13 protein-coding genes are annotated in these 14,390 nt (G+C 70.0%); 7 read left to right on the plus strand and 6 right to left on the minus strand.

What is annotated here, in order from left to right; translation table 11 throughout:
• Positions 1–27: 27 nt before the first annotated feature.
• The 4 genes from AC1MGR_RS21780 to AC1MGR_RS21795 all read right to left on the minus strand — a co-directional run bounded on the left by AC1MGR_RS21780 (position 28) and on the right by AC1MGR_RS21795 (position 5,219).
• A complete protein-coding gene (locus tag AC1MGR_RS21780; RefSeq protein WP_480232924.1) occupies positions 28–1,710 on the minus strand; it encodes a methyl-accepting chemotaxis protein in 1,683 nt (560 codons plus the stop codon).
• A 222-nt stretch (positions 1,711–1,932) separates the two neighbouring features.
• Positions 1,933–3,009: an MBL fold metallo-hydrolase gene (locus AC1MGR_RS21785; protein WP_480232925.1), complete on the minus strand. Its 1,077-nt coding sequence runs from the start codon at positions 3,007–3,009 to the stop codon at positions 1,933–1,935.
• 98 nt (positions 3,010–3,107) lie between these two features.
• On the minus strand, positions 3,108–4,193 hold the full coding sequence (locus AC1MGR_RS21790; RefSeq protein ID WP_480232926.1) for a Rieske 2Fe-2S domain-containing protein: 1,086 nt from the start codon (positions 4,191–4,193) through the stop codon (positions 3,108–3,110).
• 453 nt (positions 4,194–4,646) lie between these two features.
• Positions 4,647–5,219 (minus strand): hypothetical protein, encoded by a 573-nt coding sequence (locus AC1MGR_RS21795; RefSeq protein ID WP_480232927.1) that lies wholly within the window; start codon positions 5,217–5,219, stop codon positions 4,647–4,649.
• Between the two features lie 184 nt (positions 5,220–5,403).
• Between AC1MGR_RS21795 and pgeF the strand changes: the two genes are divergently transcribed.
• From pgeF to AC1MGR_RS21810, 3 genes are all read left to right on the plus strand, one after another.
• Positions 5,404–6,210: a peptidoglycan editing factor PgeF gene (pgeF, locus tag AC1MGR_RS21800; RefSeq protein ID WP_480232928.1), complete on the plus strand. Its 807-nt coding sequence runs from the start codon at positions 5,404–5,406 to the stop codon at positions 6,208–6,210.
• A 264-nt stretch (positions 6,211–6,474) separates the two neighbouring features.
• Complete coding sequence (locus AC1MGR_RS21805; RefSeq protein ID WP_108034788.1) at positions 6,475–7,350, plus strand: porin family protein; 876 nt, start codon at positions 6,475–6,477, stop codon at positions 7,348–7,350.
• 217 nt (positions 7,351–7,567) lie between these two features.
• A complete protein-coding gene (locus tag AC1MGR_RS21810) occupies positions 7,568–8,326 on the plus strand; it encodes a DUF2076 domain-containing protein (protein ID WP_108034787.1) in 759 nt (252 codons plus the stop codon).
• A gap of 81 nt (positions 8,327–8,407) precedes the next feature.
• On the opposite strand, the gene AC1MGR_RS21815 is transcribed toward AC1MGR_RS21810, so the two are convergent.
• On the minus strand, positions 8,408–9,253 hold the full coding sequence (locus AC1MGR_RS21815) for a L,D-transpeptidase (protein ID WP_480232929.1): 846 nt from the start codon (positions 9,251–9,253) through the stop codon (positions 8,408–8,410).
• 246 nt (positions 9,254–9,499) lie between these two features.
• On the opposite strand from AC1MGR_RS21815, the gene AC1MGR_RS21820 reads away from it, so the two are divergent.
• The 4 genes from AC1MGR_RS21820 to moaD all read left to right on the plus strand — a co-directional run bounded on the left by AC1MGR_RS21820 (position 9,500) and on the right by moaD (position 13,350).
• Positions 9,500–10,234, plus strand: coding sequence for a protein phosphatase CheZ (locus tag AC1MGR_RS21820; protein WP_108034785.1), 735 nt, complete (start codon positions 9,500–9,502; stop codon positions 10,232–10,234).
• Between the two features lie 84 nt (positions 10,235–10,318).
• Positions 10,319–12,427 carry an excinuclease ABC subunit UvrC gene (gene uvrC, locus AC1MGR_RS21825; RefSeq protein ID WP_480232930.1) on the plus strand — a complete coding sequence of 703 codons (2,109 nt, stop codon included), beginning with the start codon at positions 10,319–10,321 and terminating at the stop codon, positions 12,425–12,427.
• Between the two features lie 58 nt (positions 12,428–12,485).
• A complete protein-coding gene (gene pgsA / locus AC1MGR_RS21830) occupies positions 12,486–13,085 on the plus strand; it encodes a CDP-diacylglycerol--glycerol-3-phosphate 3-phosphatidyltransferase (RefSeq protein WP_108035056.1) in 600 nt (199 codons plus the stop codon).
• Between the two features lie 13 nt (positions 13,086–13,098).
• The gene (gene moaD, locus AC1MGR_RS21835) at positions 13,099–13,350 is read left to right on the plus strand and encodes a molybdopterin converting factor subunit 1 (protein ID WP_108034783.1); all 252 of its coding nucleotides are present in this window, start codon (positions 13,099–13,101) and stop codon (positions 13,348–13,350) included.
• Between the two features lie 92 nt (positions 13,351–13,442).
• Here the strand turns inward: moaD and AC1MGR_RS21840 are convergent, their stop codons facing one another.
• A complete protein-coding gene (locus AC1MGR_RS21840) occupies positions 13,443–14,384 on the minus strand; it encodes a metal ABC transporter substrate-binding protein (protein WP_480232931.1) in 942 nt (313 codons plus the stop codon).
• Positions 14,385–14,390: the final 6 nt, after the last annotated feature.

Here is a 14,390-nt window from a genome sequence, read left to right on the forward strand (position 1 = left end):
GCCTTCGAACCCGAATGGCGTCGCGGGTCAGGCCGCGACGGCACTGAGGAAGCGGCCGATCTCGGCTTCGAGGCCGGCCGCCACGTCCTCGACGGAGGCGGCGCTGCCCTGGACGCTCTCGGCCATGGCGGCCGTCCGGCGGGTGGCGTCGGAGACGGTGCCGAGGTCGCGGGCGATGGCCACCGAGGTCGTGGCGGTGTTCCCCGCGTTGCGCGAGATCTCGCCGGTGGCCTCGCCCTGCATCGCGACCGCGGCGGCGAGATCCTTCGTCATCGCGCTGATCGTGCCCATCCGGTCAGTCATGCGGCCGATCGCGTCCACCGCCTGCCCCGTCGAGGTCTGGACCGAGGCCACCTGGCTGGCGATCTCGTCCGTGGCCTTGGCGGTCTGGCTCGCCAGCGCCTTGACCTCGGAGGCGACCACCGCGAAGCCGCGGCCCGCCTCGCCGGCCCGGGCCGCCTCGATGGTGGCGTTGAGGGCCAGCAGGTTGGTCTGGTCGGCGATGGCGCGGATCAGCCCGACCACGTCGCCGATGCGCTGGGCCGTGCCGGCGAGCTGGCCCATGCGGTGGTTGGTGCTGGAGGCCTCGTCGAAGGCGGCGTCGACCTCGCCCTTGGCGGCTTCGAGGCGGCCGCTGATCTCGACGATGGAGGCAGTGAGTTCCTCCGCGGCGCTGGCCACGGTCTGGACGTGCGACGAGGTCTCGCGCGAGCCGGCGGAGGCGCCGTCCACCGCGCGGGAGGCCTCGGCCGAGGCGCTCGACATCGCCGCCGAGCGGGTGCGCAGGTCGCCGGTCTGGGCGCCGACGGCGCTCAGGGCCTCGGAGACCTGGCTGCGGAAGCGCGCGATCTCGGCGTCGAGGAGGGCCCGGCGGTCCTGGGTCACCTGGCTCATGGCGGAGCGATCGGATTCCAGCGCCCGCGCCCGCAGGCTGGTGTCGCGCAGGGCCTCCAGGGCGCGGGCGACGGCGCCGACCTCGTCCTGGGCGTCCCGGTAGGGAATGGCGCCCTCGTAGTCGCCGGCCACCAGGCCGGAGGTCCGCTCCGCGATCACCCGGATCGGCCGGAACAGGCGGACGGCCACGAGGCCGACGAGCAGGCAGGCCAGGAGCGCGACCGACAGGATGGTCCAGCGCATCGCCGCCATCGTCTGGGCGTAGACCGCCTCGTAGGACTCCAGGGGCACGCCGACATACAGGATGCCGTTGACCCGGCCCGCCGCGTCGAAGGTCGGCTGGTACACCGTGAGGTAGGAGCGGCCGAACAGGGTCGCGGGACCGCTATAGGCCTGGCCGGCGCGGATCAGGGCCTGGGCCGGATGGTCCGTGGCCAGGGCGGTGCCCACCGCCCGCTCGCCGCGCTCGTTCTTCATCGTGGTCACCCGGCGCACGAAACGGTCGCCGGCCGGGTCGTAGGCGAACACCGTCGCGCTGCCGCCCACATACGCCACGGTGCGGTCGACGATCGCCGCGTCGGACAGGCCGCCGAGGTCGGGCATGCGCGCCGTCCGGACCCGGTCGCCGTCGAAGGCGATCTCGGCCTGCGGGATCCGGTCGCCCGCGACGAGGCCCAGGGTGCGCAGGTGGCGCTCGCCGTCGGCGCGCTGCTTGGCCTCGAGCTGTGAGCCGATCTCGTAGCCGGTCACCAGCAACAACGCCGCGGACACTAGCACAATGGCGCCGGCGGCCAGCAGAATGACCTTCGCGGTCAACGTCCTGAGGTGAATCATCGTGCAGCCCGTCAACGATCGTATTCAATGTACGATCTAGACGTGGCTGAGAGACGCTATCAACCTCTTAACGACGGATCCAGATGGCGCGATTTGAAACCGGATGGTCGAACCTCGGTCGCGAACACCTGAACTGGCCTCGGATCATCTATCAGGCTGTTTGTCTTAAACTGTACGAAAGATCGATCGGCGATCCGGACCGCGTCAGGCTTCCCAGACCTGGCCAGGCCGCATCGCGAGGAAGCGCTCCGGCGCCAGGCCCTGCGCGGCGCAGGCTTCCGCCAGGGCGTCCACCGGCTGCTCGATGCCCTCGTCGGTGAGCTGGAAGGTACCCCAGTGGTGGCCGAGCATCTGGTCGGCCCCGAGGAGGAGCCCGGCCTCGACGGCCTCGGCGGGGTTCATGTGCTGGTCCTTCATGAACCAACGGGGCTCGTAGGCCCCGATCGGCAGGGTGGCGAGGCGCGGCGGCCCGAAGCGGGCGCGGGCCTCCCGGAAGGTCGCGCCGTCGCGGAGACCTGTGTCGCCCGAGTGATAGTGCACCCCCACCGGCGTGGTCAGGACGAAGGAGCACCACAGGGCCATCCGCCGGTCGTTCAGGCCGCGGGCCGACCAGTGGTGGGCGGGGGTGACGTGGAGGGTCAGGCCGCCGCCGAGATCCACCGAATCGCCCCAGTCGCGGGTCTCCACGTGCATGGTGTCGTCGTAGGCGCGCAGCACGGCCTCGTTGCCCAGCGGCGCCAGGATCAGCGGCTGATGGGCCTGCCAGATCCGCGCGATCGTCGGACCGTCGAGATGGTCGTAATGGTTGTGGGTGATCAGGACGGCGTCGATCGGCGGCAGGTCGGCGAAGGCGATCCCCGGCGGGTTCACCCGCTTCGGCCCGGCGAACCGCACCGGGCTCGCCCGGCGCGCATAGACGGGGTCGACCAGGATGTTTCGGCCGGCGACCTGGAACAGGTAGCTCGCATGCCCGATCAGGGTGACACGGAGGCCCCCGACCCGCTCCGGCGGGACGTCGCGCGCGTAGGGGCTCGGGTGGAAGGCCGGCCAGGTCTGGCGCAGGGGGCTGTCGACCCCGCGCCGGGAACGCCAGCGGGCGATGTCGCCAAGGGTCTTGTCCGCCGGCTGGTCCGGGCTGTGGAAGCGGACCCCGTCGAAATGGTCGCTGCGCGGCCCGCGATAATAGGGATTGCGCCCGCGCTTGTGGGCGGCATAGCCGACCCCGCCGAGCGTCATCACCGTGGCGGCGCTCAACGCCTTGATCAGACTGTGCCGTTTCATGGCTCCGAGATGGCGGTTGCGGCGCGCCGATCAAGCGCCGCAGCCAGGCATCGCGTCCCGAAGACGCAGCATCCCCCCGGGTCGCGGGCGCCCGGCGGTCAGGAGCGCCAGCGCAGCTCCTGCGTGGCCAGGGGATTGGCGAAGGGCCGCCCCTCCCGGGCCGCCTGGAGCGCCTCGCGCTTGAGGCGGAAATACCATTGCGAGGGCAGGTCGCCCTGGCCGAACAGCACCATGGTCGGCTTGCGGTCGAGGCCGGCCTGGGCGTGCTGGAGCACCTGCTGGTCCTGGGTGAGGAACTGGCGCATCAGCGGCCGCGCCAGGGGCTTGAGAAGGTTCAGCGCCGGCATGTTCCAGTACAGGGCATTCGTCAGCATGGTCCGGTTCTGGGTCAGTGGCGTGGCGAAGGTGTAGTTCGCCACCCGCTTCGTGCCGGCCTCGATCCGCTCCAGCCGCACGCCGGGGAGGCGGAACTCGATCTCCACCGCGGGCACGCCGCCGAGGAGCCGGTAGACCGGCGAGCTGGTCGTCGTGGCGTGGCTCGTCATGGTGAAGCCGTGCGGGGTCGGCGTGAAGGTCTTCACCTTCTCGCGCAGCTCCTTCGAGGGCCGGAACCACCAGGAATCGTGCACGAAGGCGACGTGGCCGGGATCGACGAGGCTGAGCGTCGTCAGGTCGAAGGAGGCCTCGACCACCAGTTCGACCACCAGGGAGCCGGCCGGGGTGAAGCCGAGTTCCGGCAGCGCCGCCGGAGGCGAACCGGTCTCCGGCCCGAGATACGGATTGACCCAGGCGAAGCCCGCGCTCTCGCGGATGGGGAAGCGCTGCACCGCGATCCGCGAGAAATCGGCCGTGTCCGAGGCCGAGAGGGTAGGCACGTCGCGGCAGCGCCCGTCGGTGCCGAAGCGCCAGCCATGGAACGGGCAGGTCAGCTCGCCGCCGTCGAAGCGCCCCTTCGACAGGGCCATGCCGCGATGGGGGCAGCGGTCGCGCAGGGCGAAGGGGGCGCCGGAGGCCTCGCGACCGAGCACGATCTGCTCGCCGTTGAGTTCGACGGCGCGCAGGGACCCCGCTTTCAGGGATTCGGACCGGCCGACGCAGTACCAGCCGTCGGGCAGGGGCTGGCGCATGGCGTCCGGGTCGAGCGCCGCCTCGTCGGGCGCCGGCATGCGCAGGGCTGTGGACATGGGGGGGCGCGGGTCCGTGGCCGGCGGGCGCGAGGCCGATGCCGCGCCGCGCGAGGGGAAGGCCGGAACCTTTAGACCTCCGGCGGGGCGGAGGCCAGCCGGCTCCCCGCGGCACCGTGGAGCGTCCCCGAGGGGGGGCGGCACCGTCCCCGAGGGGGGCGGCGGATGGGCGCGGGCGCGGGCCTTTTCAAACCGGAAGGGGCTGACTAACTTCGGCTCACCCGCAACGAACGAAAGGAGGTGATCCAGTGTCTCATTGTCATCAGCCGCTCACCCCGGCCTCCCGGACCTGGACCGTCGCCTCCGGCGCAGCCTTCTAGCGCTCGACGCGACCACGACAGTTCCGGCCGGACACGAGTGGTTCGGCAATGGAAGGGCCGCCCCTCACGGGGCGGCCCTTCGATGTTTCAGGGGGGTGACGTCGTTTCAGGGGATGACGTCGGGGCGCCAGCCTCAGAGGCCGCTGCGCTTCTGGAAGATGGGCTGTGCCAGCGCCTCGGCCCGGGCGGCCCAGAGGTCGCGCTCGCTGCGCATCTCGGCGAGCTGGGCGGCATCGTCCGCGCCCTTGGCCCGCAGGTCGTGGACCTCCCTCTCGAGTTCGCCCTGGCTCGCGGTGAGCCGGTCGCGCTCGCGGCGCGCTTCTTCGAATTCCTGCATCTCGGCCTCGACATGGGCGCGCAGGTTACGCAGCTCACGGGCGATGACGCCCTGGAGGGCGTCGTAGCGGTCGTTCTCGACCTTCAGCTTGGCCTTCAGCATGATGTTCTCGGCCATGAGGTCCGAGAGGTCGCCCTCGACGGCATCCGCCGGCGCGGGGGCCGGCGTCACGACCCGCGGGGTCCAGGACTTGCCCTGCTCGGCGGCCCGCGGCTCTTCCGGCAGGGCGACGGGGGCCATGGCGGCCTGCGGCTCGGCGCCCGCCGGATGGGTCGCGGCCTTCATGGCGGCCAGCCAGTCGCGCAGCGGACCGGGCTGAGGCCGGGGCGCCGTTTCGTACGGGGCGGGGTGACGGGCTGCTTCCGACATCGGCTGATCCTCGACTCTTGAGTCGCATCCGATCAAAACATGCTTAACGAACCGTAAAGAGCCGCGCCGTCAGGGTGTCGCCGAGAGACACCAAGGTCCCGCCCGCGGGCCTCACCGTGGCGAGGGCCGTACGCGCCCCGCCCCGTCCCCAGCGATGCCATTCTCCGCAAGGATCGAAGTGCCCATGACGCGCGAACATCCCGAAACCTTCGATCATGCCGAAGCTCTCGAGTCCCCGCATCTCGCCGGCCTCCCGGGCATTCGGCACGCCTTCTTCACCCGGCGCGGCGGCGTCTCGGAGGGGATCTACGCCGCGCTCAATGGCGGCCTCGGCTCGAACGATGCGCCCGTGCACGTGGGCGAGAACCGCCGCCGCATGAGCCGCCATCTGGACGTTCCGGAGGACGCCCTCGTCAGCCTGTACCAGGTCCACTCGCCCGACGTGGTGGTGGTCGAAGGTCCGATCGCCCTGGCCGATCGCCCCAAGGCCGACGGGATGGTGACCCGGGTGCCCGGCCTCGCACTCGGGATCGCCACGGCCGATTGCGGCCCGATCCTGTTCGCCGACCCGGAGAACCGCGTCATCGGCGCCGCCCATGCGGGTTGGAAGGGCGCCCTCGGCGGCGTGATCGACCGGACCCTCGCAGCGATGGAGGACCTCGGCGCCGCGCGCGACCGTATCGTGGCAGTTCTCGGGCCGACGATCGCGCAGGCCTCCTACGAGGTCGGACCCAACTTCATCGCCCGGTTCCGGGCGGACGCCCCCGGCTTCGAGCGGTTCCTCGGTCCCGGAGCCCGTGAGGGCCACGCCCAGTTCGACCTGCCGGGCTTCATCCTGGCGCGCCTCGCGGAGGCCGGGATCGCCCGGGCGAGCGATCTCGGGTGCTGTACCTACGCGGATCCCGAGCGCTTCTACAGCTTCCGCCGCACCACCCATCGCGGCGAGGCGGATTATGGCCGCCTGATCTCGGCGATCGCCCTGTCGGCGTGAGCCGTCCAGCCCCTGCGACACTTTGTCAAAAGCCAATGCGGAAAAAAGCGTGGCCGTGCGCGAACCTTGGCCATTGATGCGCGTTCGGTGTTCACGGAGTGGGTGAGAATAAGACGAGTATCGCCACAAAGGGGCCGTGTTCACTGCGGCTGGCGTGATCGTAACGCAACAGCTTCTCGCACGCTGCTGGCTTAAAGACGGGGAACTGCAGCGGACGCCACCCGTAAAAGTGGCGCCGCTGCGTAACGGTTAGAGGACCAGATCATGAAATCCTTCCTTCGCAGCGCCACCGCGCTCGCCGGCATCGCGATCGCCGGCTCCGCCTTCGCCGCCGACCTTCCGCGTCGTCAGGCTCCCCCGCCGGTGTTCGTGCCGGTGCCAGTGTTCACCTGGACCGGCTTCTACGCTGGTTTCAACGCCGGTTACGGCTTCGACGCCTCCAGCAACAGCCAGCCGACCGTCATCGGCGTGAACGGCGCCAGCACCCTGGTCCTGCCCGGCACCACGGCCGCCATCGCCTTCAGCAACGGCCAGAGCAACGACGGCTTCGTCGGCGGTGGTCAGGTCGGCTACAACTACCAGTTCACCCCGGGTTCGGGCGTGGTCGTTGGTATCGAAGCCGACGCCCAGTACGTCGACTTCGGTCGTGAGCGGAACCGCTTCTCGGCCACCGGCCCGCTGGCCGCCCAGCAGGTCTTCAACCCGGCCGGCGTCTCGGGCCTCGACTACTTCGGCACCGTCCGCGGTCGCCTCGGCTACGCCTTCGACCGCACCCTCGTGTACGGCACCGGCGGCTTCGCCTACGGTTCGGGCGGCGGTCGTGACTTCGGTCTGAGCAACTCCAGCCGCGACGACTTCCAGACCGGCTGGGCTGCCGGCGGCGGCGTCGAGTACGCGCTCCCCACCGACTCGTTCCTGAACTTCTTCAAGTCCTCGGCCGTCACGCTGAAGATCGAAGGTCTGTACGTGAACCTCGACCGCGGCAACCGCAACAACGGTGTCTTCGCCGTCAACAATGCCGGCCAGGAAGTCAGCGTCACCAGCCCGGGCGTCGTGCTCGTCAGCGGCGGCCGTCAGGTGCGCGACACCGAGTTCGCCGTCGTCCGCGCCGGCCTGAACTACAAGTTCGGCTCCTACTAGGACCCGATTTGATCGCGCTCCCCCAGGGGGCGCGCATTCTCAGGAAAGCCCGGCCGCAAGGCCGGGCTTTTCCGCGTTCTGCGCACATTTGAAAGTGGCACATGCATCCGGGACGGCAAAGTTTGCGTTGAACCCCTGACAAAGGCCGGCGGCACCCCCATCTGTGACCCGCCCGTGCGGGTGGTCACCCGCCGGCTTGCCCCAGGAGGACAACTCCATGAACAGCGAAGAACGCGACGTCATCGGCGGCATTTTCCAGCGCCTGGAGCAGGCTTCGAGCCAGCCCCGTGACGCGGAAGCCGAGCGCTTCATTGCCGACAAGATCCGGGCACAGCCCTACGCGCCCTACGCCATGGCGCAGCTCATCTACGTGCAGGAAGAAGCGATCAAGAGCCTGAACGAGCAGCTCGAGCAGCTCCGTCGGGCCGGTCAGCAGCAGCCCCAGGGCGGCGGCGGCTTCCTGTCCAGCATCTTCGGCGGCGGCTCCTCCGCCCGCCAGCCCGAGCCGCCCCGCCAGGGCGGGGCCTGGGGCAACCAGGGTGGCCAGCCGGGCTACGGCCAGCCGCAGCAGCCGGGCTATGGTCAGCCGCAGCCGGGTTACGGACAGCAGCCGGGCTATGGCGGTCCGCAGCAGGGCGGCCCTTGGGGCGGCCAGCAGGCGGCGCCGGCACGCGGCGGCGGCTTCATGGCGACGGCCCTGCCCATGGCGGCCGGTGCCGCCGGCGGCATGCTGCTCGGTAGCGCCCTCTCCAACGCTTTCGCGGGCGGCCATTCCCAGCTCGGCAGCGCAGCGGCGGCCGGGCTCGGCGGTGCGCCGAACATTACCGAGAACAACTTCTTTGGCGGTAGCGGCAACGAGGATCTCGGATCGGCCCTCGGCGGCGGCAACGACCTCCAGGACGCCTCCTTCACGGAGGATTCCGGCGGCGATTTCGGGGGCGACCTCGGCGGCGGCGGGGACGACGACTGGGTCTGATCCCGGACGACGGAGAGCCGGCGCCTCGATGGGGCGCCGGCTCTTCGCGTTTCAGGGCCTGGTTCGTTCAGACCCGAGGTTTCAGAGGACCTCGACGCGGGTGCCGACCGGCGTGCGCTCGTAGAGATCGATGACGTCCTCGTTCATCATGCGGATGCAGCCGGACGAGACGTTCTGCCCGATCGTATGCGGCTCGTTGGTGCCGTGGATGCGGTAGAGCGAGGAGCCGAGATAGAGGGCACGCGCGCCGAGCGGATTGCCGGGGCCGCCGGCCATGTGGCGCGGCAGGTCCGGACGGCGGCGGATCATCTCCTGGGGCGGCGTCCAGTCCGGCCATTCCCGCTTCTGGCTGATCGTCTTCAGGCCCGACCAGGCGAAGCCCGGCCGGCCGACGCCGATGCCGTAGCGGATGGCCTGATGGCCGGGCTGGACGAGATACAGAAATTTGCCGGGCGTATCGACGACGATCGTCCCCGGGCGCTGGGGTCCGTCGAAGGCGACGACCTGACGGGCGTAGCGCGGATCGGGCGCCCGGGCGATGGTCTCGACCGCCGGCTCCATCGCCTGGGTCGACGGCAGGGCGGCGAGGCGGATCGGCGCCCGGGCGGGTGCCGCGGCCACGGGCGGCAAGGACCGGGGTTCGAAGCGCTCCTCGGGCACTCGGTCGCCGGAATGCAGCAGGCGGGGCGCCGGAGCGACGCCGGCCTCGGGCGCCATCGCGCGCGGGTCTGAGAAGCGATTGCCCGACACGTAGCGGACCGGGGTCTGCGCGGCCGGGCGCGCGGCCGAGCCGCTTCCGAGCATGTACTCGATGAAGCCCCCGCCATAGGCGCCGGGCCGCGCCGCCCCTTGCGCCTGCGCCTGTGCCCCCTGCCCCGCCAGTCCCACCGTCAGGCAGGTCACGACCACGCACCAATCGAACCGCATGCTCGTCCACGCTCCAAGCCCGGTCGGACCCGTCCGCGGGTCCGCCATGCCCGAAGGATCGGAGACCGGGACGAGGACCCGGTGAAGGAACATGGTGAATCGTTCAGCCCGGTGCGGCTTCGAACAGATCGTCGGATTCAGCGTGAACGGCCGGTAAAGGTTGCCGGCCCGTTGCGACGTTCAAGAAATCGCAATCTGTTGGCGGCATCGTCACCGGGCTTCACTCTTTCCGGCTGATCGCGACCGATGACTCTCAAACGTTACCGCATCGAGGACAGCCTCGGGCTCGCAGGTCCCGCCGTGGCCGTCGAAGCCGCCGCCTCGTCGGAGGCGGTGACCCTGAACAGCAAGCGCCTCGAGGAGATTCTCGCGGCGATCCAGGATCTGCGGAAGGTCACGCAGACGAGCACCGTCGAGACGATCGAAGCCTGCCGGCGCGAGCTGAACGAAGCCTTCGCGATGCGCTCCGAGCTCGACATCATGAAGGATGCGATCACCCGCACCAAGCAGGAGATCGCGACGCTTTACCGCTCGGAGAACACCGGCAAGGGCATGCGCCGCGTGGCGGGCGAACTCGATGCCGTCGTGGACTCCACCGAGCGCGCCACCAGCACGATCCTGGGCGCGATCGAGGAGATCGAGACCAACGCCAGCATGCTGCGCGCCATGACCACCACCATGGCGGGACGCGAGAACATCGACGCGATCCTCGACCGCGTCGTAGTCGCCTTCGAGGCCTGCAACTTCCAGGACCTCACCGGCCAGCGCATCAACAAGATCGTCGGCGTTCTGAAGTTCATCGAGGAACACCTCGACCGGATGATCGAGGCCTGGGGCGGCCTCGACAGCTTCAGCGAACTGCTCGGCGCCCATCCCGCCAAGATCGACATCGACGACGAGAGCTCGCTCCTCAACGGGCCGAAGCTCGAGGACGATATCGGCCACGTCGACCAGGGCGACATCGACGCGCTGTTCGATTGAGGCGACGGGGTCCAGGCGCCCCGCACGCCGCCGCCCCTTCGATCGCCCCTTCCCTCACCTTCCCCCGAGGCTTAAGTCAGCGGCATGAGCCGCGCGCCCGCGAAAGACCACGCCTCGAAAGATCTTCCGCCTGACGGCTTCGACGATCAGGACGGCTTCCTGCGGGACGGTTTCCCGGAGGCCGGCTCCGAGGAGGACGAGTCCGCGGAGGCGCAGGATCACGTCCAGGCCGACGACGCCCCCGAGATCGACTTCGATTTCGAGGAGGGCGCGGTCAAGGCCGGCACCGAGGTAATCCGGCGGTTCTGGACGACCCTGCCGACCTCGCCCGGCGTCTACCGGATGTTCGACGACAAGGGCGACGTGCTCTACGTCGGCAAGGCCAAGAACCTGAAGGCGCGGGTCGGCTCCTATGCGAGGGGTCAGGCGCATTCGAACCGCATCGCCCGCATGATCTCGCAGACGGCGGCGATGGAGTTCGTCACCACCGCCACCGAGACCGAGGCGCTCCTCCTCGAAGCCAACCTCATCAAGCAGCTGAAGCCGCGCTTCAACGTGCTGATGCGGGACGACAAGTCGTTTCCCTACATCCTCGTCACGGCGGATTCTGAAGCGCCGCAGATCATCAAGCATCGCGGCGCCCGGCGCCGGAAGGGCAGCTACTACGGCCCCTTCGCCAGCGTGTGGGCGGTGAACCGCACGGTGAACGCCCTGCAGCGGGCCTTCCTCCTGCGCACCTGCACGGACAGCTACTACGAGAACCGCACCCGGCCCTGCCTGCTCTACCAGATCAAGCGCTGCTCCGGCCCCTGTACCGGCGAGATCGACCTCGCCGATTACCGGGCTCTGGCCGACAACGCGAAGAGCTTCCTCGCGGGCAAGTCGAACGCCGTGAAGGACCGGATGCGCGAGGAGATGCAGGACGCCTCGGAGAAGATGGAGTTCGAGCGCGCGGCCCGGTTCCGCGACCGCATCGCGGCCCTGTCGGCGATCCAGGGCACCCAGGGCGTGAACACCCAGGGTGTCGAGGAGGCCGACGTCTTCGCCCTCGACGAGCAGGCGGGCCAGTTCTGCATCGAGGTGTTCTTCTTCCGGAACTTCCAGAACTGGGGCAACCGCGCCTACTTCCCCAAGGCCGACCGCACCATGACGCCGGACGAGGTGCTGGCCTCCTTCATCGGGCAGTTCTACGACGACAAGCCGGCGCCGCGCAGCGTCCTCGTCTCGCACGCCATCGAGGACGCCGAGCTCCTGGCCGCCGCCCTGTCGAGCCGCACGGATTACCGGGTGGAGATCCACCAGCCTCAGCGGGGCGAGCGCAAGAATCTCGTCGAGTACGCCCAGCGCAACGCCAAGGAAGCGCTCGGCCGGCGCCTGGCCGACACCGCCTCGCAGGGCAAGCTCCTGGCCGCCCTCGGCCAATCCTTCGGACTCGCCGGCGCCCCCCGGCGGATCGAGGTCTACGACAACTCGCACATCATGGGCACGAACGCCGTCGGCGGCATGATCGTCGCCGGGCCGACGGGCTTCGCCAAGCAGCATTACCGCACCTTCAACATCAAGTCCGAGGAGCTGACCCCGGGCGACGATTACGGAATGATGCGCGAGGTGCTGCAGCGCCGCTTCAAGCGCCTCGTCAAGGAGAACCCGCGCACCGCCCGGGAGGCCGCGATCGCCGCCAGCGAGGGCGGCGCCGGGGCGCCGGTGGCGGAGCCGCCGCCGGAGAGCGACACCCTGCCGGCCTGGCCCGACCTCGTGCTGATCGACGGCGGCAAGGGGCAGCTCGACGCCGCTCGGACCGCCCTGGACGAGATCGGCGTCACCGACGTCGCCCTGGTGGGCATCGCCAAGGGCCGGGACCGCGACGCGGGCCGCGAGACATTCTTCGTGCCGGGACGGCCCCCCTTCAAGCTGCCGCCGCGCGACCCGACGCTCTACTTTGTGCAGCGCCTGCGCGACGAGGCCCACCGCTTCGCCATCGGCAGCCACCGGGCCAAGCGCAAGCGCGAGATGGTCAAGAACCCCCTCGACGAGATCGCGGGAATCGGCCCGAGCCGCAAGCGCGCGCTTCTGCACCATTTCGGCACCGTGAAGGCGATTCAGCGCGCGGCCCTCGAGGACCTGGCGAAGACCCCGGGGGTCAACGCCGCCACGGCCCGCGCCGTCTACGACTTCTTTCACACCCATGCGTGACGAGATCGGCGTGTCCGAGCGGTTGACCCCCACCGCCGCACATGGTTTCACGCCTGCGATGAATCCCGTCCTCACCCGCCGCCGGTCGCCAGCCTGGACGCTCGCGAACTGCCTGACCTACGGGCGGCTCGTGGCGGTGCCGGTCGTGGTCGCGCTGCTGTACTGGCCCACCGAGCCGGGCGCGCGCTTCGGCGCCCTGGCGGTCTACATCCTGGCGGCGATCACCGATTACCTCGACGGCTACGTGGCTCGGACCTACGACCAGAGCTCGGCCCTCGGGCGGATGCTCGATCCCATCGCCGACAAGCTCCTGGTGGCGGCCTGCCTCCTGATGCTGGCCGCGGACAACACCATCGTGGGCTGGACCCTCTGGGCCGCCATCGTGATCCTCTGCCGGGAGATCCTGGTCTCGGGGCTGCGCGAGTACCTCGCCGAGCTGAAGGTCGGCGTTCCGGTCAGCAAGGTCGCCAAGTGGAAGACGACCGTGCAGCTGATCGCCATCGGCTTCCTGGTCGCCGGCCCGGCCGGGGAATCGATCCTGCCGGGCACGATCCAGGCGGGCACCGTCCTCCTCTGGATCGCCGCCGCGCTGACGCTCTATACCGGCTGGGACTACCTGCGCGCCGGCATCAAGCACGTCATCGACGACCCGCGCTGAGGGACACCACGGGATGAAGCTCGTCTATTTCGCCTGGGTGCGCGAGCGCGTCGGCAAGGCCGAGGAGCGTGTCGACCTCCCCGCCGGGATCGTCACGGTCGCGGATCTCGTCGACTGGCTGCGTGGCCGGGGCGAGGAATACGCCTATGCCTTCGAGACCACCGGCATCGTTCGCGCGGCGATCGACCGGGTCCACGCCAAGCCGGACGCGCCGATCGCCGGCGCCTCCGAGATCGCTTTCTTCCCGCCGATGACCGGGGGTTGAGGCTCCAGCCTCAGCCCCTTTTCCCCATGAGGTAGAAGTGAGGCCTTTGCCTCAGCCCTTGCCGCCGCCGACCGGCGGCCGGGTCGCTCCACTCAGCGCTTGCCGAGGGCCGCCGTGAAGGCCGCGAGGTTGTGGCGCATCATCGCCACGTAGGTCGGCGCCGGGCCGTCCGGCCCCGACAGGGCGTCGGAGAAGACCTTGCCCCCGACCACGGCACCGCTCTCGCGGGCGATCTGCTGCATCAGGCGCGGATCGCTGATGTTCTCCAGGAACACCGCCGGGATCTTCTCCTGGCGGATCTGGCGAATGATCCGGGCGACGTCGCGGGGGCTCGCCTCGCTGTCGGTGGACACGCCCTGCGGGGCGATGAAGGTCAGGCCGTAGGCAGCGGTGAAGTAGCCGAAGGCGTCGTGCGTGGTGATGATCCGGCGCTGGGCCTGCGGGATCGCGGCGATCCCCGTCCGGACCTCGGCGTCGAGGGCGTCGAGGGTGGCGAGATAGGCCTTCGCGTTGTCGGCATAGGCTGCCGCATGGTCCGGGTCGATCCGCACCAGGGCATCCCGGATGTTGCCGACGTAGATCCGGGCGTTGGCGATGCTCTGCCAGGCATGGGGATCGTCGTGGTGGCCGTGCGCGTGACCGGACTGCCCGTGGTCATCGTCCTCGGCCTCGATCGGCCTGACCCCGGCGGAGGCGACGATGACCGGAGCCTTGGTGCCAGAGGCCTTGATCAGCCGGTCGATCCAGCCCTCCAGCCCGAGGCCGTTGACCACGACGAGTCTCGCATCCGCCAGGGTGCGGGCGTCGCTCGGCGCCGGCGTGTATCCGTGGGCATCGGCGTTCGGCTGCACCAGGGAGGTCACGGCCACATGGTCTCCACCGACCTGGGTCACCAGATCGGCCAGGATCGAGAAGGTCGCGACGGCCCGCAGCTTCGTTTCCACCGCCGAGGCCGGACCGAACAGGCCGAGCAGGAGCACGAGGGCAAAAGGCAGACGGAAGGGCAGGCGCGGGAACGGGAGCCGGAGCGGCATCGGGGA

This window comes from Methylobacterium sp. BI1, from assembly GCF_056680125.1.